A 20,292-nucleotide genomic window follows, 5' to 3' on the forward strand; every position below is an offset into this window, starting at 1 on the left:
GGTCAGGCGTTCCCGTTGTGCGCGGTGGCCGCGTGGGCCAGCTGGGGTTCGCCGCGGTAGAGCTGTACCAGCCGGTTGAGGACCTGCTCCAGGCCGGCGTGATGGCGGACGGTCGCGCGCGCGGCCTCGCCCAGGGCGGTGCGCGCGGGGCCATCCAGCGCGGCCGCCTGGTCGAGGCAGGCCGCCAGGCCGGCGCGATCGCCGGCTTCGAACAGCCAGCCGTTCTCGCCCGGGCGCACGAAGTCCTCGTTGCCGCTGATGCGGCTGGCGATCATCGGCAGCCCCGAGGCCATGGATTCCAGCAGCGTGTTGGACAGGCCTTCGATGCGCGAGGTCAGCACGCCGATGTTGCCCTCCGCCAGCGGACGCTCGATGTCGTCGCGATGGCCGGCGAAGTCCACGCGGGTTTCGAGGCCGAGCGCACGCACGCGTTCTTTCAGCGCCGCTTCCAGCCGGCCGGTGCCGACCAGCAGCAGGCTGGCCTGCGGATGACCAGGGGCGATGTCCGAAAACGCGTCGAGCAGGACGTTCAGGCCTTTCTCCGCTTCCAGGCGACCGATGAACACGAAACGGGCGGGCAGCGATGCATCACGGTGGATGTCGGCGAAGCGGCGGGTGTCGACCGCATTGGGCAGGGCGACGATCCGCTCCGGCGGGATGCCGCGCGACTCCAGCGTGCGCGCGATGCGGCGACTGATCGCCTGCCAGTGCTCGGTGCGGCGGAGCGCGCGTTGCGCCAGCGTATCGACCAGTCCGGGGCGTGGCGCCAGCGTGCCTTTTTCCAGTTCCCACCAGCCGGACACCTTGGTCAGCACGCGCTTGTCCAGCCATTGCCCCATCAATGCGCAGATCGCCGCCATGCGGTGCGCGATGTGCACGTGCCAGGCGTCGTAGCGATGCTGCCGCGCATACAGGAACGCGATCGTGCGCAGCCACAGCAGCGGACTGGCGAGCAGCGGGATGCGCGGGAACGCCAGCCGGCAGACGGCCGAACCGTCCACCCGCTCGACCCGGGCGGACGACGCGTAGGGCAGGCGGGGCACGAGGATGGTCACGCGATGGCCGCGCGCGCGCAGTCCGCGCGCCAGCGTGCGGACCTGCGCTTCCGCGCCCCCGCCCTTGTGGGCCGGATACGCGGCTTCCATCACCATCAGCACGCGCAGCGCGTCAGCGGCCATCCATGTACCTCCGCATCCACAGCTCCAGCACCAGCAACTGCCACAGTGCGTTGGAATGGTCCCAGCCGCCGGCCATGTGCAGGTCGACCAGGCGTTCGATGAAGGCGGGGTTCACCCAGCCGCGTTCGCGGGTGCGCGCATCGAGCAGGACGTCGCGGACGCGCGCCTGCAGGGCGGGGTCTTCCTTCATCCAGATGGCGATCGGCAAGCCGAAGCCCTGCTTGCGCTTGCTCAGGATCTCCGCCGGCAGGATATCGGCGACGGCCTGCTTGAACAGATAGCGCTTCTTCAGGCCGCGCACCTTGTAGTGCGCCGCCAGCCGGCCGCAATAGTCGACCAGGGCCGGATCCAGGTAGGGGAAACGCACCGACACGCCATGCTGGCGGCAGGCACGATGGACCTTGACCAGATCGTTCTGCGCGATGGCCATCAGCAGATCCAGGCGCATGATCTGGTGCAGCGGCTCGGTGCGCGGACCGGTCGCGTAGACGCCGCGCATGAAATCCAGCGACGCATCCTGCGGCACCTGCGAGCGGAACCCCGGCGTCAGCAGCTCGCCATAGAAATCCGAAGCGAAGGAATCGTCGGTGTAGAAGCGGTCGGGATTCGGCAGCGAACCGCGGCGCGTGAAGTTCTGCACGCGGTTGAGCAGGTGCACGTGGCCACCGCCGACCGTATCGCCGAGCGCGCGCGCGGCGGCCTTCAAGGGCGAAGGCAGGCGATAGAAGGCTTCCATCACCTTGTCTTTCGCGTAGCGCTGGTTGCCGCCGAAGATCTCGTCGCCGCCATCGCCACCGAGCATGGTGGAGAAGCCTTGGCTGCTGCCCAGTTCGGCGCAGGCCAGCGTCGGTACGGCCGAGGCATTGCCGAACGGCTGGTCGTAGGCGTCGATCACCGAATCCAGCAGGCCGAGCGCGCGGTGGCGATCGACCTTGGCCAGATGCGGCTGCGCACCGCAGGCTTCGCTGGCCAGGCGCGCGAAGTCCAGCTCGTCGTAGCCGGCTTCGGGAAATCCGATCGAGCAGCTGTGCACCTGCGAGCCGCCCTGGCGGGCCAGGATGCTGACGATGCTGCTGCTGTCGGTGCCGCCGCTGAGGAAGCAGCCCCAGTCGCCGTCAGAGCGCGGACGGAAATCCTGCACGGTGGCGATCATGCGGTCGCGCAGGTCGTGCGCGAGCTGCGTGTCGGTGCCCTGCAGATCGGCCGGATACTCCGGCAGGTAGTAGCGTTCGCTGCGTTCGTCCGCGTGGTCGAGCGCCAGCACGCATCCGGGCTCGAGGCGGCGGATGTCGCGATGGATCGTCAGTGGCGCGGGGATGCAGGTGAAGTTGAGGTAGTGGTAGACCGCCGTCAGGTCGACGTCGCTGCCGATGCCGGGCGCGTCCAGCAGCAGACGCAGGTCGGTGGCGATGGCGAAGTGGCCGTTACGCCGGTACCAGAACAGCGGCAACGAGCCGAAGTGATCGATGAACGCGCTGACGCCGGCCTGTCCCGGCTGCCAGCTGGCGAAGGCGAAACGGCCGCGCCAGTGGCGCTGCGGTGCGCCCGCATGTTCCGCTGCGGCGTCTTCCGGTTGGCCCGCGATCAGATCGGCGATCGCCAGCCACTGGCGGCCGTTGGCATGCCGCCCGTGGCGCACGCCCCCGCTCGCGGCCACGTGCAGGGCGCCATCGCCCGCATCCAGCGTCTGCAGGCCTGCCTTGCCGGCGAGCCACGCAGCGGCCTGCGGCCCGCTGGCCAGGATGAAGTCTTCGCACAGGGATCCGGCGGAACTCATGCGTCGTCCCGCGTGGAACCGAGGGTGGACAGCGGCAGGTCGCCGGCGTGGGTCGCGCGCGCATCCAGGCAGCGCGCGTAGACGCGCGTCGTGGACCGGACGAGCTGCTCCACCGAATAGCGCTGGCGGGCGACCTGTGCCGCCTGCTGCGAAAGGCGCAGGCGCAGCGCGTGATCGCCGCCCATCCGCTGCAGGCAGTGTGCGAGCGCGTCGGCATCGTCGCTGGGGAACAGCAGGCCGGTGACGCCGTCTTCGACCAGCTCGGGATTGCCGCCCACGTCCGAGGCGATCACCGGGCATCCGGCCGCCATCGCTTCCATGAGAACGTTCGACATGCCTTCGTACGAGGAGGGGAGAACCAGGAAATCGGCGGATTGCATCAGGGCGGCTGTGTCTTTGCGTTCGCCTAGGAAACGTACATCGGCGTCCAGACCGGCCGCTTCGCGCATCGCATCGATGTCGCCGCGCAGCGGACCGTTGCCGGCCAGCGCCACCCACGGCCGCTGCTCCGCGGGAAGGCGGGCCAGCGCGCGCATCAGGCAGGCCAGGTTCTTCTCCTTCACCAGCCGGCCGACGAACAGCGCGAAGGGACGGTGCGGCGGTGCGCCGACCGCCTGGCGCAGCAGGTCGCGCTGGCCCGGCGGCAGCGGTTCCGGCGGCACCAGTCCGTTCGGTACCACATCGATATGGGTCACCGGCACGCCGGCGCGCTTGGCCGCCGCGACCGCACCGGCGCGCGCATTCGCGATCACCGCGGCGGAGCGCGACAGGATGAAGCGCTTGATGCGCCAGAAGCGTTCGGATTCGTCCAGGTACAGGCCGCGGATCGACGCCACCAGCGGTGGACGGTGGCGCGCCAGCCAGCCGGCCACCAGCGTCCACAGTTCGGCGGTGAGCGAGAAGGCGTGCACCAGGTCGTAGCGCTCGCGCCGCAGCAGCGCGGCGTAGGCCAGCACGAAGCGCAGATCCAGCCGGCCGCGCTTGGGGACATGGTGGACCACGATGCCCTGCGCGCGCAGGTCGCGCACCAGGAACGACTCCTTGCGGAAGAACACCAGTTCGGCCTGCCATTGCCGCCGGTCCAGGCCGCCGAGCAGGTAGGTGATCTGGCGCTGGCTGCCGCCCACTTCCATTTCGTCGCTCACCACCAGCAGTTTCCTAGGTCGCATGCGCGATGCCCTCCATCAGGTCCTGCAAGCGGCGTGCCTCTTTGCGGGCGTCGAATTCGCGTTCGACCTTCTCCCGGGCCCCGCCGACGACCTGACGGCGCAGGACGCCGTCCTCGAGCAGCCGTTGCATGGCATCGGCCAGCGCGACCGGTTGTTTTTCGTCCACCAGCAGGCCGGTGGTCTCGTGTTCGACCAGTTCGGGAATGCCCGATACACGCGTGCTGACGACGGGGCAGCCCGTGGCCATGGCCTCCATCAGCGCGACCGGGATGCCATCGCGGTTGCCGTCGGGGGCCACCTCCGAGGGCAGCACGAACAGGGCGGCCTCGCCCATCCAGCGGCGCACCACGTCCTGCGGCTGGGCGCCGCAGAATTCGATCCGGTCGGCCACGCCGCGCGAGTGCGCGAGCGCGCGCAGCGACGCGTCCAGCGGGCCGGAACCCAGCAGGCGGCACTGGAAGTCGACGCCGCGCCCGGCCAGCAGCGCCAGCGCTTCCACCAGCGTGGCGAACCCCTTGATCGGGTCCAGCCGTCCGACGGTGAGGATCTGCTGCGGCGCGCGGCCGTCCGGTTGCCATGGGTTCGCACGCAGGTCGACGCCACAGTGGATGACCTGCAGTTTGTCGCGCGCCTGCGCCGTTTCGCGCTGGCTGAGCCAGTCGACGTTGAAGCGCGAGATGGTCACCGCGACGGCGGCGTCCTGGATCTTGCGGGCGATCAGCTGCCGCTCGATGAAGATGTCGTGGGCGTGGCAGGTGAAGCCGAACGGCAGGCGCAGCACGCGCGAGAGCGTCCACGCCGCCGTCGAAGGATACGTGGCCCAGTGCGCGTGCAGGACCTGCGGGTCGAAGCGGCGCAGCCAGTCGACGTGCTCCAGTCCGCGCAGCCACGCGGCCAGCGACTTCGCCAGTACGGACGGCGACCGCCAGGTGCCGGCGACGACGGTGGCGAGCGTCGATACGACCGCGCCGGGGTTGCGCAGGAAGGCCTTCGCCATTCCCCATGCGGCATGCAACGGCGAACCGGGATGCCGCACGCGGTCCATGAGGGCCTGCGCATCGGCCTGCACCAGCGTCTCGGACGGTTTCTTGAGCGAGATGATGCGTACATCCACGCCGTTCTCGATCAGCGCCGTGATCTCGCGGACGATGAACGTCTCCGACCAGCAGGGAAACAACGACACCACGTACACGGCGCGTTGCAGGGGAGGGGTCGCCGTCATCGGTGCGCGTCTTCCAGTCGGGTGGTCTGCCACAGGTGCGCCTCGGGGTCACGCAGGTAATCGGCGAGGGCGAGCATGGCGCTGGTGTTGAGGCTGAGGAACGCCACCGCCAGCCGTACCGGCAGCAGGGTGGCCAGGCGGGGCCAGCCGCGTCCGAGCACGGCCGTGGCGTACGCCGCCAGTTGCAAGGCGAACAGCAGGGGATACAGGACGCCGCCGCGCAGCGCCAGCACGGCATTCGCGAGCAGGGCCAGCGCGAGCAGCCAGGGCGCGAGCAGGCGCAGCCATTTGTGGCCCCACAGCCGCCAGGCCAGCGGATGCGCGCCGGGAATGGCCAGGGCGGGACGCAGGTGGATCAACTGGAAGTTGCCCGCCAGCGTACGCCGCTTGCGCCGCTCTTCGTCCGCAGGATTGTCCGGCGTGCGGTCGAACGCGAGCGCCGTCGGCACGAACACGACGCGATGGCCCGTCGCCGCGATGCCCAGCGGAATCCACATGTCGTCCAGCACGATGCCCGGCGGCACTTCGGGGATCAGCGTTCGACGTGCGGCGTACAGCGCGCCGGTGGCGCCGACCAGCGATCCGCTCGCGCTTTCCAGCCGCCGGATCGCCTTCTCGTAGCGCCAGTAGGCGTCCACGCCCTGGCCGTAGCCATCGCGGGCTTCCAGGACCAGTTCGCCGCTGGCCGCGCCGACGGTCGGATCGGCCATCGCGGAGGCGAGCGCGCGCGCGGCGCCGGCATCGATCCGCTGGCGCACGTCGTTGAACAGCACGATGTCGGCGTCGAGCAATGGCACGACATTGCCGAGGCACGCCGACTTTCCGCGTCGCTCGGTGAAGGCGAACACCCGGATGCGGGTGGGATCGCGTTGCGCCGCGAACCGGTCGCTGCCGTCGGTGCATCCATCGCAGGCCACGTTGATGCGCAGGCGGTCGGCGGGGTAGTCCAGCGCCAGCAGGTTGTCCAGCTTGGCGGGGAGTTCGCGCATGCCGTTGTGCACGACCAGCAGCACGTCGATCATCGGCAACACGCTGCCGGACCTGACGGGACGCGGACGCAGGCGCGCCAGCAGCAGCATCAGCAGCGGATAGCCGGCGTAGGCGAAGGCGACCAGCGCCAGCGATGCCCAGAACACGACTTTCATGCGCCTCTCCCCAGCGCGCCCAGCGCGACCGCGCGCAGCCGCTCGTAGCCGGCGTCGCCCAGCATCCGCTTCGCCAGCGCCAGCCCGCGGTAACGCAGTTGTTCGTGGCCGATGGCTACGTGGTCGCGCCGGATCCAGCGCTGGAACGTCAGGTGCTCGGTGGCCGCGGTCATCGCCATGCGGGGCAGCGGATGCGCGGCGCCCTTGCCGGCCTCCAGCACACCCGGCTCGGAGGACAGCACGTGCGTGTAGCCGCACTCCTGCGCGACGGACAGCAGGTCCTTCGGCATGCGGCCCCCGGGCGGCGCCAGCAGGGTCACCGCCGCACCGACCTGCTGCTCGATCTCCTCGCGCGCCGCCTTCAGCGTCTGACGCAGGCGTTGGCCGTCGAGCTGGGTGAGGTAGACATGATCGTAGCCGTGCGACTGGATCGACATGCCGGCATCCGCCATGTCGCGCAGTTGGTTCCATTCCAGGAATCCTGCGGTTCCGACGGTGGCGGGATTGATGAAGAAATCGGCGGTGACGCCGTGGCGGCGCAGGATGGGCAGGGCGATCGCGTGGTTGCTGGCGTGGCCGTCATCGAACGTGACCACGATGCGCGCCTGCGACCGGCCCTGCAGCAGGGCCGCCGCGCTGCAACCGCCGCCCGCGGCCGCGATCTCCTGCATCTGAAGATCGAAGTCGTGGGTCGCCAGCGTGTAGTGCGGATCCTGCCCGGCAGGCGTCATGCCCGCGTGCAGCGCGTGATACATCAACGCGACGGCGGGGCCGGGTTCAACGGCAGGAAGGCGGGGGGCAGGCATCGCGGCTGGCGTCAGCGGTAGTACGTGACCGACAGTACGACGATGTTCTCGACGTAGTCCTGGCTGCCGATCGAACTGTCGCGCTTGCGGTGGCGGTAGTCGAACTGGGTTCCCCAGTGGCGGCTGAAGCGCATGGCCAGGCCGGCGCCCAGGATGGTGTCGGTATCGTCGCGGTCGATGTTGGTGAACTTGCGCTTGTAGCGCTGCGCGACGCCGGTGAGGCTCAGGCGCGCCGTCAGGCCGTAGCGTGCGGACACCGACAGCCCGGAGTTGTCGGCATCGAAACTGTCGTCGCGCAGGTAGCGCAGTTGCTCGGCATAGGACTCGGCCAGCAGCGACAGCCGCTCGCCGGTGAATTCGTACCCCACGCTGCCGTGCTTCTGCTTGAAGGTGTCCGGAATGATCTGCAGGCCGGGATCGCCCGGCTGGCCGACCACGGGGCCGCCGGGGCCGTTCGGATCGGTCGGCGTACCGGGCGCGCCGACGCTCTGGATCAGGTCCTGCGAGGCGTCGCCGAACTGGTAGCTGGCGCGCAGGCTCAGGCGGCTGCGGGGTGCCACCTGCCAGCCCGCATAGCTGCGGAACAAGGCGCTGGTCGTGCCGTCCACGCCTTCGGGCTTCAGGCGCGAGTAGCCCGCGTTGATGTCCAGGCTGAGCTTCGACAGCTCGCTCAGGTAGGACACGTAGGCGTCGTAGCGCTTGTAGTTGTAGAGGTCGGAGATGGTGTCGTATTCGGTCTGGGCGGCCTCGACATTGAATCCCAGCGTATCGGTGGCGCTCAGCGGACGCAGCAGGCGCGCCGCCGCCGAATACCGGTCGCTGTTGAAGGTCTCGGTCTCTTCCGCCCAGCTGTTGGTGTAGCGCAGGTCGATCAGGCCGCGCGTGCGCTCGCCGAAGCGCGCCATCAGGGTCGGACCCGCCTCGAAGACGTTGATCTTCTGCTGGTTGCCGGGCGTGAACGCGGAGAGCGAGTCCACCGACTGCTCGCTCAGCGAATCGCGTGCGACGAACAGCAGGCGTTCCGGCAGCACGGTCCATTCCAGCTCGCCGGTGAACTCGCCGCGGGTGTCGTCCTTGTAGACGTCGTCCATGTAGTCCAGGTACTGCACGTTGCCGCGCAGGCGCGTGGTGAGCACCGAGCTGTCGTGGGTCAGGTCGAACCGGACCTGCGGCGAGAGGATGTCCTCGCTGATCTCGTTGTCGGCCTGCAGCACGATGTTGTCGCTGTGCATGTAGCGCATGCTGACGTCGTACTCCAGGCGTGCCGCCTGCGCGCTCATCGGCAAGGCGGCCGCCAGCGCCGCGCACAGGAGGCGCTTGCGTGCGGAACGGGTGCGGCAGCTGCTTTGGCAAGACGAGGCCATGGTTTCCTCCGTACGCGGTGGTGTCAGACGCCTTCGTTGAACACGACGCCGGCGAACTTCTTCGGATCGAAGTTCGCGGCTGCCTGCGCGATGGTGGCGGGCGTGTCGCGGCCGTAGCCGGCGACCAGCACCACCACGTCGGCAAGCTCCGACAGGATGCGGGCATCGGGGGCACCGCGCACCGGGGGCGCATCGAGGAACAGGTGGCAGTTCGGATAGCGGCTGCGCAGCGAATCCAGCAGCAGGCGCATGCGGAAGGAGGAGAAGTATTCCGAGCCGGTCTCGCGCGTGCGGCCCGCGGGCAGCAGCCGCAGGCGGGGCACGCCGGTGTCGTACAGCACGCTCTCGGTGGAGCGCTCCTGGTCTTCGAGATAGTCCACCAGCCCGCCGCCGTCCGCCGCCAGCTTCATGGTGCGGTCCTGGGTCGGCTGGCGCAGGTCGCAATCGATCAGCAGCGCGCTCTTGGTCTCGTCGAACGCGACCGCCACGGCCAGGTTGCGGGCGACGAAGCTGCCGCCGCTACCGGGACTGACCGGCGCGACCAGGGTGATGAAGTTGCCTTCGGCCACCGACAGCAACTGCGTGCGCAGTTCGCGGAAGGCGTCGACCTCGCGCCGCGCCGCATCGGTGCGGTAGATGGTGGCGCGGTCTTCCAGTTGCAGCGGGCTCAGCGCGGTCGCGGGCGTGCGCGGGGCGATGGAGCGGCTGGCCACGTGGCCATCGTGGCCCCCCTGGGCCTCATCGCCGAGCGGCCGGATCGAGTTGCTCATAGGACTTCCATCACCTTCAGCGTATAGGTCAGGCCGTACAGCAGCGGCACGGCGAGGAACAGCGATGCGGCCAGGCTGTAGCGACGCAGGGCGCTGCGCCGACGACGCCCGGTCAGGTAGGCCGGCATCGTGCCGAGGACGGGCAGTCCGGCCTCGCGTTCGATCTGCAGCGGCGAGCGCACGCGTGGATCCAGCTTGATCAAGGCGAACAGCACGCCCAGCGGCACCAGCAGTGCCAGTGCCAGGCCAGCGCCGGCGACGTGCATGACCCGCAGTCCGCTCGGGCGCAACGGCATCTGCGCCGGTTCCTGGATGCGGAAGCTCAGGCCGCGCTGTTCCGCGTCCAGGTTCATCGACACGCGCGCGTTCTCGCGGCGCTTCAGCAGATCCTGGTACAGGTCGCGGTTGACCTCGTAGTCGCGGGTCAGCTCGGCCAGCGTGCTCTCGGACGAGGCGATGCGGTTGCTGCGCGCCATTTCGCTGGCCAGCATCTGCTCGGCCGTGGCGATGCGCGCGGCGGTCGCACCGCTGCGGCGACGCGCCTCGGCCAGCTTGCTGCGCAGTTCGCCGTACAGCGGATTGAAGGCGGCCGGGCCGTCCAGGGCGGTGCCCGCGGTCCGCGGGGCGGATTCCTCGCGCTTCAGGTCTTCTTCCACGTCGCGGATCTGGTGCTGTACGCGGACCACGTCCGGATGCTGGTCGGTGTATTGCAGCAGCAGGCGGTCGCGTTCGGACTGCAGTTCGGCCAGCCGGGCGCGGAACTGGCCGGCGCGCGTCTGCACCAGCGTGATCTCGCTCTCGCCGGACAGCTGGGACTGCAGCGCGGCTTCCTGCGAGCGCAGGTCGATCAGCTCCATCCTTGCACCTTCGATGATGCGGCGCAGTTCGCCGATGCGGGCGTTGACGTCGACATCGGTGCCGGGGCGCGCATCGGGCGTGTTCTGGCGGAAATCCTCGAGGCCGGTCTCCGCGCTGGTCAGCTTCGCGTGGTACTGGTTCACCTGCGAATCGATGAACGCATACGCCTCGCTGCTCTCGCGTTCCTTGGTCGCCAGGCTCTCCTGGATGACCAGCTCGGCGAAGCGGCGGGTGATCTCGTAGGCGCGTTCGGCATCGGAATCGCTGTAGGCGATCTCGATCAGGTTGGCGCGCGGATTGCTGATGCTGGTGCGGTCGATGATCTTCTCGATCAGCTTGTCCTGCTCCAGCGGCGTGGGGTTGTCCTCCATCCAGCCGCCGGTCTTCAGGATCTCCTCCATGACGCGGCGGCTGAAGGCGACCTCGCGCAGGATGCTGGCCCGATCGACCACGCTGGTCGCGACCGCGCGGCCTTCCATCAGCGGCGCGATGATGTTGCGGTCTTCCACCAGGATGATGGTGGAGGAGGTGTACTTCTTCGGCAGCATCATGCCGAGGACCAGCCCCAGCAGCGCGATGCCCGCGAACAGGCTGGCCAGCAGCACGGCCCGGCGCTTGAACTCCTTGCTCAGCACCGGCACGGCGTCGAACACGGAGCGTCCCTCTTCGGGCGCTCCCCAGGCGGCGGACTGGCTCACAGGACGCGTTCCGGCACGGTGATCACGTCGCCCGGGGCGACGGTGAAGTTGGTGCTCAGGTCACCACGGTTGAGGATGCGGTCCAGGCGCACCGCATAGCTCTGGGTGGCGTTGGACGTCTTGCGGTACAGGTTGGAGCGGTCGGGTGCGGCGAACTCGGTCACACCGCCGGCGGCGAGCACGGCGTCGAGCACGGTCATGCCGGGGCGGTAGGGGATCGACACCGGCTGGCGGACCGCGCCGGTGACGCGGACGCGCGACAGGTACTCGTGGCTGCGCAGTTCGGTCAGGATCACGGCGACCTGCGGGTCCCGCACATAGGTGGCGAGCTTGCCCTGGATGTCCTGCGCGACCTCGGCGGGGCTGCGGCCGGCGGCGGACACGTCGCCCACCAGCGGCACGGAGATCATGCCGTCCGGGCGCACCGGCACCGTGATGCCCAGCTCCGGGTTGCGCCATACCGAGACCTGAACGATGTCGTCCACGCCGATCTGGTAATTCGCGACGGCCGTGCTGGCCTGCTGCGGCGGAGCGGTCTTGCTGCCGGCGGTGCCGGAGGCGCAGCCGGCGAGCAGCAGCGCCAGTACGACGGCCAGGAGGCCGGCGAAGGTACGGTTCATGGAGCATCCCCTGAGTTGTTGCGGACTGCCTCATATAACGCAGACAACGGCCTCGCCCGGCCACACCCCACGACGGCGATTACACGCCGTAGAAGGCCCGGTACCAGTCGACGAAACGGCGCACGCCGGTCTCGATCGACGTCGACGGGTGGTAACCGGTATCGCGGCGGAGCGCCTCGACGTCGGCGCAGGTGTCGGGCACGTCGCCGGGCTGCATGGGCAGCAGGCGCTTCTCGGCCTTGCGGCCCAGGCAGTCCTCGAGCACCTCGATGTAGCGGAGCAGCTCGACCGGCTGGTGGTTGCCGATGTTGTAGACACGCCACGGCGCACTGGACGAGCCGGGGTTCGGCAGCAGGGGGTCGTAGGTCGGGTCGGGGCCCGGGACGGTGTCGAGCGTGCGGATCACGCCTTCGACGATATCGTCCACGAAGGTGAAGTCGCGCGTGTGGCGGCCGTGGTTGAACACGTCGATGGGCTTGCCTTCCAGGATGTTCTTGGTGAACAGGAACAGCGCCATGTCCGGGCGGCCCCACGGCCCATAGACCGTGAAGAAGCGCAGCCCCGTGGTCGGCAGGCCGAACAGGTGGCTGTAGGTGTGCGTCATCAGTTCGTTGGCCTTCTTGGTGGCGGCGTACAGGCTGACCGGATGGTCGACGCTGTCCTCCACCGCGAACGGCAGCTTGCGGTTCGCGCCGTAGACCGAGCTGGACGAGGCGTACACCAGGTGTTCGACGCCACGGTGGCGGCAGGCTTCCAGGATGTTGGTGAAGCCGACGATGTTGCTGTCGATGTAGGCGTGCGGATTCTCCAGCGAGTAGCGCACGCCGGCCTGCGCGGCCAGGTTGACCACGCGCTGCGGCCTGAACTCGTCGAACGCCGCCTCCATCGCGGCGCGGTCCTCGAGCGAGCCACGGACGAAGCGGAAACCTTCCTTCGGCGACAGCCGCGCCAGGCGCGCGTCCTTCAGGGTGGGGTCGTAGTAATCGTTGAGGTTGTCGTAACCCAGCACTTCATCGCCGCGGTCGAGCAGGCGATGGCTGAGGTGGGAGCCGATGAAGCCGGCAGCGCCGGTGACCAGAACGCGCATCAGGAATCTCGTGCAGGAGGAGGATTACAGGCAATCGTCGACGGCGTGGCGGGGCAGGGTGCGCTTGACGTCGAAGATCACCGCACCGGGCTTGCCGAGGGCACGGACGCCATCGGCACCGCGCTCGGTGAATTCCCGGTGTGCGACGGCGAGGATGACCGCATCGTACTGGCCGGCCTGTGGCTCTGCCACCAGCTCCAGCCCGTACTCGTGGCGCGCCTCGTCCACGTTCACCCAGGGGTCGTGCACATCGACCTGCGCGTTGTAGCTGCGCAGCTCCGCGACGATGTCGACCACGCGCGTGTTGCGCACGTCGGGGCAGTTCTCCTTGAACGCCAGGCCCAGCACCAGCACCTTCGCGCCCGCGGTGGGCAGGTTCTGCCGCGCCATCAGCTTGGCCACGCGACGGGCCACGTGGCTGCCCATGCCGTCGTTGATGCGGCGCCCGGCGAGGATGACGTCCGGGTGGTAGCCGATCTGCTGCGCCTTGTGGGTCAGGTAGTACGGGTCCACGCCGATGCAGTGGCCACCGACCAGGCCGGGACGGAACGGCAGGAAGTTCCACTTGGTGCCGGCGGCTTCCAGCACTTCATGGGTATCGATGCCGAGGCGGTGGAAGATCAGCGCCAGTTCGTTGATCAGCGCGATGTTGACGTCGCGCTGGGTGTTCTCGATGACCTTGGCGGCCTCGGCCACGCGGATGCTGCTGGCCTTGTGCGTGCCGGCGGTGATGATGCTGCCGTACAGCGCGTCGACGAAATCGGCGACCTCGGGCGTGGAGCCGGAGGTGACCTTCATGATGGTTTCCAGGCGATGCTGCTTGTCGCCCGGATTGATGCGCTCGGGGCTGTAGCCGGCGTAGAAGTCCTGGTTGAAGCGCAGGCCCGATTCGCGCTCGATGATCGGGACGCAGGTTTCCTCGGTTGCGCCGGGGTACACGGTCGATTCGTAGATGGCGACGGCGCCCTTGCCGATGGCGCGACCGACGGTGCGGCTGGCCGACTCCAGCGGGTGCAGGTCGGGCCGCTTGTAGTCGTCGATGGGGGTGGGCACGGTGACGATGAAGACGTTGCAGCCCGCCAGCGAGGCCGGATCATCGCTGAAGTCCAGCAGCGGCGTGTCGCGCAGTTCGTCGGCGCTCACTTCGAGCGTATGGTCCTGGTGGTCGCGCAGTTCCGCGACGCGCTTGCTGTTGATGTCGAAGCCGAGCGTGGGGAACTTGCGGCCGAAGGCGACGGCCAGCGGCAGCCCGACGTATCCCAGTCCGATCACGGCGATCCTGACCTGGTCCAGGCTGGGCAATGGAGCGTTCATCAATGTGGGTTCCCCTGTATGGTGCGAGCGATGAAGAGTCTATAGGGCGGACGGGTGCGCAAGGGTGTCCTCGCCCGGCCCGGTGTCGAGTCGATCAACGTGCAAAGCCCCGTTCAGAGGACAGCCCGCAGGGATGGCCTGATCGCGACGCCATCTGCGTACCAGAGGCATGACCGGCCACCCGGACGGTGGACGACCAGCGACCGGGGAGTCGACATGCGGATCCTGTTGTGCGGCGGCGCCGGCTACATCGGCGCACATGCTTATGTGGTGCTCGTCGAGCGCGGCCATGATGTCGTGGTGGCGGACAATTTCAGCAACAGCTCGCCGGGCGTGCTGTCCCGCCTGCAGCAGATCACCGGGCACCCGGTGCCGTTCCAGCCCCTGGACCTGCGCGATCGCGAGGCGGTCGTCGGCTTCTTCGCGCGGCAGCACTTCGATGCGGTGGTGCATTTCGCGGCGCTGAAAGCGGTCGGCGAATCCTGCGAGCGGCCGCTGGACTATTTCCACAACAACATCGGCGGCACGCTCAATCTGCTGCACGGCATGCAGTCGGCGGGCGTCAAGCGCCTGGTGTTCAGTTCGTCCGCGACGGTCTATGGCGACCCGAGCAGTGTGCCGGTGCGCGAGGATGCGCACCTGCAGGTCACCAATCCCTATGGCCGTACCAAGCTGGTGATGGAGGAACTGATCGGCGACCTCTGCCGGAGTGATCCCGGCTTCCAGGCCGCCAACCTGCGCTACTTCAACCCGGTGGGCGCCCATGCCTCCGGGCTGATCGGGGAAGACCCGACCGGCATTCCGAACAACCTGATGCCGTACATCTGCCAGGTGGCGGTGGGTCGGCGCGATCACCTGAGCGTGTTCGGCGGCGATTGGCCGACCCCCGACGGCACCGGCGTGCGCGACTACATCCACGTGATGGACCTGGCGCGCGCGCACGCCGATGCGCTCGATTTCCTGATGCGCGAGGGCCGCAGCCTGACCGTCAACCTGGGCACCGGCCAGGGCGTCAGCGTCCTGCAGCTTGTGAAGGCGTTCGCCGGCGCGTCGGCACGGGAGATCCCCTACCAGATCGTCGCCCGGCGGGCCGGCGATGTGGCCGAGGTCTACGCGGACCCGTCGCTGGCCAACGAGGTGCTGGGCTGGCGCGCGGAGCTCGGCGTCGATGCCATGTGCCGCGATGCCTGGCGGTGGCAGTCGCAGAATCCGCAGGGCTACCCGGCCGCGTGACGGGACGCGCCGGTGTGATCGCATTCGCATAACGGCGGTCGCGACATCGCGTCGCAGGCTGGCGGTCGCTGTCCGATTGCCTGAGAATCGGGCGGACCTCTTGCCGCCCGGACCCGCATGCCTTCCGACGTCGTGCGCAACATGGCGGAACAGAACCGCTCCCGCTATGGCCTGCGCATGTACCGGATGCGCATGCTGGGGCTGGGCCTGGGAGCGCTGTGCGTCGGCGCGGTGCTTCATGAGCATTCCGCCTCGCCCGCGCTGTGGGTCTTGCTGGCCGCCAACGGGTTCCTGTGGCCGCACCTGGCCTACCTGCGGGTGAAGGCACAGCGCAGCGAGCCGCTGCGCGCCGAGTTCCAGAACCTCACCTTCGACGCCGCCATGGGCGGCTTCTGGATCGCGGCGATGCATTTCGACGCGTTGCCCAGCGTGTTGCTGGCGGTCATGCTGACGATGGACAAGGTGATCGTCGGTGGCGGCCGTTTCGGGTTGCGCACCCTGGCCGCCATGGCCCTGACCTGCCTGGCGGCGAGTGCGGCGTGGGGATTCGCCTTCGACCCCTATACCAGCTATCCGGTGGTGCTGGCGTGCCTGCCGTTCCTGGCGATCTATCCGATGGCGATCGGCGTCGCCACGCATTCGCTGGCGCGCAAGGCGCGCGAGCAGAAGGACCTGCTGGAGAAGATGGCGCGTTTCGACGCCGCCACCGGGCTGATGAACCGCCAGCAATGGCTGCACGCGGCGACGACCGAGCTCAACCGCTACCGGCGCGTGGGGCGCACCGCCGTGCTGGTGCTGATCGACATCGACCGCTTCAAGGACATCAACGACGGTTACGGGCATACCGTCGGCGACGAGGTGGTCGAGGAGTTCGCGCGCCTGCTGAAGGCCTGCCTGCGCGACGTGGACACCGGCGGCCGCTATGGCGGCGACGAGTTCGGCGTGGTGATGCCGGATACGCGCTGGGAGGAAGCGATCGTCGCCGCAGAACGGCTGCGGCGGCAGGTCGCCGCCTGCGCGTTCTCGGCACGCGCGCTGCGGTGCACGGTCAGCATCGGCCTGGCCGAATCCCATGCCGGCATCGGGTCGGTATCGGACTGGATCAACAGCGCCGACAGCGCGCTCTACCGGGCGAAGGCGCAGGGCCGCGACTGCATCGTGGTGGGCTGCTGAGGGGCGATCACTCGAGCAGGGCGTCGATCACGGCCTGTGGCTGCTTCATCCAGGCAAAATGGTCCGCGCGGGTACCCAGGCGGGTGTGATCCAGGACGGTGACGGTCGCGGGGGCGCCAGGCAGCTTCGCCAGCAGCGCGCGCAGCGAGCTCTCCGGCGCCAGCCAGTCGTCGTCGAACAGTACGCCGCGCACGGCCGCACGCACTTCGCGCATGCCGGCTTCCAGGTCCACCGGCCAGCCGGCCGCGCGATAGCGTCCGCTGAGTCCCACGCGTGCCCAGTCGGCGATCAGGCCGCGGGCTTCATCGCCGCCGAAGCCCAGGCGGCGGCCCGGCAAGGCACCGCAGGCGCGCGCCAGCCAGGGCGCGAACCGGTAGAAGAACGGCAGCGCGTAGCCGCGCGGCGCCGGGAACGTGCGCCAGTACGGCGTGCCGCTGCCGACCAGCCAGAGACGGGTGAAGGCTTCGGGATGCTGGCCCGCATGGCAGGCCGCCAGCTGGCCTCCCAGGCTGTGGCCGCCGATCCCGTGCGGAATGCCGGGAAGGCGCCCACGCAGGGCTTGGTGGCTGAGGGGAATATCCGTTCCCAGCAGCTCGCGATAGCGCCAGTCGGTGCGGCGGTTGGCGCGCAGCGAGCTGCTGCCGTTGCCGCGCCACTCGTGCACGAATACCGCCACGCCGCGCGCGGCAAGCGCGTCCGCGAACGGCTGGTAATGGCGTGCGGCGACACCCAGCGCGGGAATCCACAACAGGGCGGAGGACGGCGCGGCCGGAATGCGGGCGATCAGCGTGTACGCATGCCCCTCTTGCGACTGCAGGGGAATCTCTTCCTGTACGGCATCCTGATCGATGACTTTCATGCGGAGGGCGCGGCTCCGACGTGATCCAGCACGAGGATGTCGCTGCGTCCTGGCCGGTAGCCGCCGCGCAGGGCCGCATGCACGTAGTCGGATGCCGCGAGGCAGGCGTCCTTCATCGACATGCCCTGCGCGGCACGTGCGGCGATGGCCGACGCCAGCGTGCATCCGGTGCCGTGCGCTTCCAGCGGCAGGCGCGGATGCGAGGTCTCCGCGGCGCCATCGCCATCGACGTAGAGGTCGACGACATCCCCGTCGCCGGGCAGGTGGCCGCCCTTGAGGAACACCGCACGTGCGCCCAGTGCCAGCAGGTCGGCAGCGGCCACGCGCATCGCCGCCGTGTCGGCAATGGGACGGCCCAGCAGCAACTCCGCTTCCGGCAGGTTGGGCGTCACCACGTCGGCCAGCGGCAGCAGCTGCGTACGCAGGGCGTGCAGCGCGCTGTCTTCCAGCAGCTTGGCGCCACTGGTGGCGACCATCACCGGATCCACCACCACGGCGGCTGGACGATGCGCGCGCAGGGTATCGGCGACGACGCCGATCACGTCGGCGGTCGCCAGCATGCCCAGCTTCACCGCGCGGATGTCGAAGTCGTCGAAGCACGCCTGCAACTGCGCGCGCAGGAAGTCCATCGGCGGTACGTTCACCGCGGTCACGCCGCGGGTGTGCTGGGCTGTCAGCGCGGCGATGGCCGAGAGGCCGTGTATCCGGTGCGCGGCGAAGGTCTTGAGGTCGGCCTGGATGCCCGCGCCGCCGCCGGAGTCGGAGCCGGCGATGGTCAGGGCGGAAACCACGGAAGGAACAGTCATGCGGGGATTGTGCCATCCGTACGCGAGCGTGTGGCGCGCGGCGTCAGCCCGCCGGTGACCTCGCGCGCATCCACTGACGATACGCCACGTAGCCGATGCCCGTGCCACCCGTCAGCAGCGCAGGCGCCAGCAGGGCGTCGTAGCCGAGATGGCGATAGAGCCAGGCGCCCAGTACCCCGCCGCCAAGGAAGCCGCTGATGATCAGTCCGCTCAGGGTCAGGCGGCGCACCGGCAACGGCATGCCGCGCAGCAGATGACCCAGTCCGATGCCGAGGTCGGTGAACATGCCGCTCAGGTGCGTGGTGCGCACGGCGGCGCCGCTGTAGGTCGTGACCATGGCGTTCTGCAGGCCGCAGGCGACAGCGGCCAGCAACGCACCCCAGATCTGCTCCTGCTTGAACAGCGGGATCGCCGCGAGCAGCAGCGCCGCCTCGAGCGCCAGCACCACGCCGTAACGCCGGCCCAGCTTCAACGTCTGGTCCTGGATGATCAGGCCGCTCAGCATCGCGCCCACGCAGAACGCGATCAGCACCCCCCACAGATGGATCACCGCACGCAGGTCGCCGTGCGCGATCGCCGCGCCCAGCAGGCTGGTCGTGCCGGTCAGGTGGCTGACCGCCTGGTGCTCGAAACCCAGGTAACCGATGACGTTGACCATGCCGGCCACGCAGGCCAACGTCACCGCGCCTATCCACACCCAACGGGGGAGATGGAGGCCCATCGCCGCTCAGGCCGGCGTCACAGCACTTCCGACGCGTAGTCCGCCAGGCGCGAACGCTCGCCACGCCGCAGCGTGATGTGCGCGCTGTGCGCCCAGTTCTTGAAGCGGTCCACCGCGTAGGTCAGGCCGGATGTCGTCTCCGTCAGGTAGGGCGTGTCGATCTGCTCCACGTTGCCGAGGCAGACGATCTTGGTGCCCGGGCCGGCACGCGTGATCAGCGTCTTCATCTGCTTCGGAGTGAGGTTCTGCGCTTCGTCGAGGATCAGGTAGCGCGACAGGAACGTGCGGCCGCGCATGAAGTTCATCGAACGGATCTTGATGCGCGAGGCGAGCAGGTCGTTGGTCGCCGCACGCCCCCAGGCGCCGCCCTCCTGGTTGTGCGTCAACACTTCCAGGTTGTCGGTCAGCGCGCCCATCCACGGCGTCATCTTTTCCTCTTCGGTGCCGGGCAGGAAGCCGATGTCCTCGCCCACGCTGACGGTGGCGCGCGTCATGATGATCTCGCGGTAGCGCTGCTGGTCCATCGTCTGCGCCAGGCCCGCGGCCAGCGCGAGCAGCGTCTTGCCGGTGCCGGCGGTGCCGAGCAGGGTCACGAAGTCGACCTCCGGATCCATCAATGCGTTGAGCGCGAAATTCTGTTCGCGGTTGCGTGCGTTGATGCCCCAGACCGCATGCTGGCTGTGGCGGAAGTCGTCGACGATCTGCAGCGTCGCCTTGTCGCCTTCCACCTTGCTGACGCGGAACTCGGATTCGTCGTCGCCCGGCAGGTACAGGAACTGGTTCGGATACCAGCCGGCGTCCTCGGCCATGGTGACTTCGTAGAAGGTGCGGCCCTTGTCGGTCCACGAGCGCAGGTCCTTGCCGTGGCGCTGCCAGAAATCCTCCGGCACCGGGTCGGCGCCGGTGTACAGCAGGCTGAAGTCGTCCAGCGCGCGGTCGTTCTCGTAGTCCTCCGACACGATGCCCGCGATCGCCGCCTTGATGCGCAGGTTGATGTCCTTGGAAACGAACACCACCGGAATTTCCGGCTCGCTCTCCTTCAGCGCGAGGATCGCGCCGAGGATGGCGTTGTCCGGGATGACTGCGCCGAAGCTCTTGCCGGCTTCGAAATGGCTGGTCTGGAAGCGCAGCAGGCCCGCACTCTGCGAGCCGCGCAGCTGCAGGCTGTTGGGCTGGATCAGCGGAATGCCGGCGGCCAGGTTGTCCAGTCCCGAGGCCTGGACGAGTTCATTGAGGAAGCGGCTGACCTGCCGCGCGTTGCGGCTCGCTTCCGACGTGCCCTTCTTGCCGTTGTCGAGTTCCTCGATCACCTGCATCGGCAGGTAGACGTCGTGCTCTTCGAACTTGAACAGCGCGGTGGGGTCGTGCATCAGCACGTTGGTGTCCAACACATAGATACGCTTGCTACGGGTCATTCGGGCAACCTCATCGAGGAAGATGTGTGAACACGGGCGACTTTTCCGCGGACAGCAGCGAACCACCATGGCCCGCC

Annotated in this window: 18 protein-coding genes; 2 read left to right on the forward strand and 16 right to left on the reverse strand. The window is 68.8% G+C overall.

The genetic code is table 11. From position 1 onward, the window contains the following. Positions 1-2 precede the first annotated feature (2 nt). The 12 genes from AC1Q5B_RS16100 to AC1Q5B_RS16155 form a co-directional block, all read right to left on the reverse strand. Positions 3-1,178, reverse strand: a complete 1,176-nt coding sequence (locus tag AC1Q5B_RS16100) for a glycosyltransferase family 4 protein (protein WP_492632500.1) — start codon at positions 1,176-1,178, stop codon at positions 3-5. Further along, positions 1,168-2,955 (reverse strand): asparagine synthetase B family protein, encoded by a 1,788-nt coding sequence (locus AC1Q5B_RS16105; protein WP_492632501.1) that lies wholly within the window; start codon positions 2,953-2,955, stop codon positions 1,168-1,170. Before AC1Q5B_RS16105 ends, AC1Q5B_RS16100 begins: the two co-directional genes overlap by 11 nt. Further along, complete coding sequence (locus AC1Q5B_RS16110; RefSeq protein ID WP_492632502.1) at positions 2,952-4,124, reverse strand: glycosyltransferase; 1,173 nt, start codon at positions 4,122-4,124, stop codon at positions 2,952-2,954. Before AC1Q5B_RS16110 ends, AC1Q5B_RS16105 begins: the two co-directional genes overlap by 4 nt. Next, positions 4,114-5,346 carry a glycosyltransferase family 4 protein gene (locus AC1Q5B_RS16115; protein ID WP_492632503.1) on the reverse strand — a complete coding sequence of 411 codons (1,233 nt, stop codon included), beginning with the start codon at positions 5,344-5,346 and terminating at the stop codon, positions 4,114-4,116. The genes AC1Q5B_RS16110 and AC1Q5B_RS16115 overlap by 11 nt, the downstream gene beginning before the upstream one ends. Further along, positions 5,343-6,491: a glycosyltransferase family 2 protein gene (locus AC1Q5B_RS16120; RefSeq protein ID WP_492632504.1), complete on the reverse strand. Its 1,149-nt coding sequence runs from the start codon at positions 6,489-6,491 to the stop codon at positions 5,343-5,345. Before AC1Q5B_RS16120 ends, AC1Q5B_RS16115 begins: the two co-directional genes overlap by 4 nt. Then, positions 6,488-7,297: a polysaccharide deacetylase family protein gene (locus tag AC1Q5B_RS16125; RefSeq protein ID WP_492632505.1), complete on the reverse strand. Its 810-nt coding sequence runs from the start codon at positions 7,295-7,297 to the stop codon at positions 6,488-6,490. Before AC1Q5B_RS16125 ends, AC1Q5B_RS16120 begins: the two co-directional genes overlap by 4 nt. 11 nt (positions 7,298-7,308) lie before the next feature. Then, complete coding sequence (locus tag AC1Q5B_RS16130; protein WP_492632506.1) at positions 7,309-8,661, reverse strand: outer membrane beta-barrel protein; 1,353 nt, start codon at positions 8,659-8,661, stop codon at positions 7,309-7,311. Between the two features lie 23 nt (positions 8,662-8,684). Then, positions 8,685-9,431: a P-loop NTPase family protein gene (locus tag AC1Q5B_RS16135; RefSeq protein WP_492632507.1), complete on the reverse strand. Its 747-nt coding sequence runs from the start codon at positions 9,429-9,431 to the stop codon at positions 8,685-8,687. After that, a complete protein-coding gene (locus AC1Q5B_RS16140; RefSeq protein WP_492632508.1) occupies positions 9,428-10,987 on the reverse strand; it encodes an XrtA system polysaccharide chain length determinant in 1,560 nt (519 codons plus the stop codon). The genes AC1Q5B_RS16135 and AC1Q5B_RS16140 overlap by 4 nt, the downstream gene beginning before the upstream one ends. Beyond that, the gene (locus tag AC1Q5B_RS16145; protein ID WP_492632509.1) at positions 10,984-11,607 is read right to left on the reverse strand and encodes an XrtA/PEP-CTERM system exopolysaccharide export protein; all 624 of its coding nucleotides are present in this window, start codon (positions 11,605-11,607) and stop codon (positions 10,984-10,986) included. The genes AC1Q5B_RS16140 and AC1Q5B_RS16145 overlap by 4 nt, the downstream gene beginning before the upstream one ends. Before the next feature lie 79 nt (positions 11,608-11,686). Continuing rightward, positions 11,687-12,694: an NAD-dependent epimerase gene (locus AC1Q5B_RS16150; protein ID WP_492632510.1), complete on the reverse strand. Its 1,008-nt coding sequence runs from the start codon at positions 12,692-12,694 to the stop codon at positions 11,687-11,689. A gap of 24 nt (positions 12,695-12,718) precedes the next feature. Continuing rightward, positions 12,719-14,008: a nucleotide sugar dehydrogenase gene (locus AC1Q5B_RS16155; RefSeq protein ID WP_492632511.1), complete on the reverse strand. Its 1,290-nt coding sequence runs from the start codon at positions 14,006-14,008 to the stop codon at positions 12,719-12,721. 216 nt (positions 14,009-14,224) lie between these two features. Here AC1Q5B_RS16155 and galE point away from each other — a divergent pair, with 216 nt between their 5' ends. Together galE and AC1Q5B_RS16165 are read left to right on the forward strand one after the other, a co-directional pair. Beyond that, positions 14,225-15,241, forward strand: coding sequence for a UDP-glucose 4-epimerase GalE (gene galE, locus AC1Q5B_RS16160; RefSeq protein WP_492632512.1), 1,017 nt, complete (start codon positions 14,225-14,227; stop codon positions 15,239-15,241). A 117-nt stretch (positions 15,242-15,358) separates the two neighbouring features. Next, complete coding sequence (locus AC1Q5B_RS16165; RefSeq protein WP_492632513.1) at positions 15,359-16,414, forward strand: diguanylate cyclase; 1,056 nt, start codon at positions 15,359-15,361, stop codon at positions 16,412-16,414. Positions 16,415-16,421: 7 nt separating this feature from the next. On the opposite strand, the gene AC1Q5B_RS16170 is transcribed toward AC1Q5B_RS16165, so the two are convergent. From AC1Q5B_RS16170 to AC1Q5B_RS16185, 4 genes are read right to left on the reverse strand one after another with little or no spacing between them, the layout of a single operon-like run. Further along, positions 16,422-17,273, reverse strand: a complete 852-nt coding sequence (locus tag AC1Q5B_RS16170) for an alpha/beta hydrolase family protein (RefSeq protein ID WP_492632514.1) — start codon at positions 17,271-17,273, stop codon at positions 16,422-16,424. Continuing rightward, entirely contained in the window at positions 17,270-18,079 is an 810-nt protein-coding gene (thiD, locus tag AC1Q5B_RS16175) for a bifunctional hydroxymethylpyrimidine kinase/phosphomethylpyrimidine kinase (protein ID WP_492632515.1), read from the reverse strand. Before thiD ends, AC1Q5B_RS16170 begins: the two co-directional genes overlap by 4 nt. Positions 18,080-18,122: 43 nt before the next feature. Beyond that, a complete protein-coding gene (locus AC1Q5B_RS16180; RefSeq protein ID WP_492632516.1) occupies positions 18,123-18,800 on the reverse strand; it encodes a YoaK family protein in 678 nt (225 codons plus the stop codon). Positions 18,801-18,817: 17 nt separating this feature from the next. Beyond that, positions 18,818-20,215: a PhoH family protein gene (locus AC1Q5B_RS16185; protein ID WP_492632517.1), complete on the reverse strand. Its 1,398-nt coding sequence runs from the start codon at positions 20,213-20,215 to the stop codon at positions 18,818-18,820. Positions 20,216-20,292 lie beyond the last annotated feature (77 nt).

It is taken from the genome of Pseudoxanthomonas sp. GW835-FHT14C01 (genome assembly GCF_058793715.1).